Origin of the sequence: Arthrobacter sp. BB-1 (assembly GCF_006151685.1) — a bacterium.
GTDB lineage: Bacteria > Actinomycetota > Actinomycetes > Actinomycetales > Micrococcaceae > Arthrobacter.
In genome coordinates this window covers 1-833 of the sequence record NZ_VDEV01000021.1, presented here as the reverse complement: position 1 = coordinate 833, position 833 = coordinate 1, and the positions used below count along the sequence as shown (strand labels likewise).

The following is an 833-nucleotide window of genomic DNA, read 5'->3' as shown; positions in this document are numbered from 1 at the left end:
CCGGCGGCGAGGGTGCTTTCGCCGAGTTCGAAGACGCCGGAGGTGGCCAGGGCTTCCTGGACTTCGGGGTCTGCGCGGAAGGCGAGGGCGCGTTCCTTGAGGAGCAGGTAGGTGGCCATGTTGGCCTTGGCTGATTCCCAGACGCCGTCGTAGCCGTCGGTGCGGGAGGGCTTGTAGTCGAAGTGCCGGGGACCCTCGTACCGGGGGCCGCCGCCGGGGAAGCCGTTTTCGAGCAGGTCCACGGTGAAGAAGGCGCTGGTGAGGTCGCCGTGGCCGAAGACGAGGTCCTGGTCGTACTTGATGCCGCGCTGGCCGTTGAGGTCGATGTGGAAGAGCTTGCCGGCCCAGAGCGCCTGGGCGATGCCGTGGGTGAAGTTCAGCCCGGCCATCTGCTCGTGCCCGGTTTCGGGGTTCAGGCCCACGATGTCGCCGTGCTCGAGCTGGGCGATGAACGCCAGGCCGTGCCCGACGGTGGGGAGGAAGATGTCGCCGCGGGGTTCGTTGGGCTTGGGCTCCAGGGCGATGCGCAGGTTGTAGCCCTTGTCCTTGATGTAGGCCGCGGCGGTGTCCACGCCTTCCTTCATCCGGTCCAGCGCGGCGGCGAGGTCCTTCGAGCCGTCGTATTCGCTGCCTTCACGCCCGCCCCACATCACAAAGGTTTCGGCGCCGAACTCGGCGGCCGAATCGATGTTGCGCAGCACCTTGGCCAGGGCGAAGCGGCGGATCGAGCGGTCGTTGGAGGTGAAGCCGCCGTCCTTGAAGACCGGGTGGCTGAAGAGGTTGGTGGTCACCATGGGCACCTTCAGGCCGGTCTCGGCCAGGGCTGCCTTGAA

General features: G+C 67.3%; 1 protein-coding gene. It reads right to left on the bottom strand.

Annotation, left to right across the window (positions count from 1 at the left end):
* On the bottom strand, positions 1-833 hold an 833-nt coding region (gene xylA, locus FHJ30_RS11795; protein ID WP_139029498.1), incomplete at both ends, for a xylose isomerase.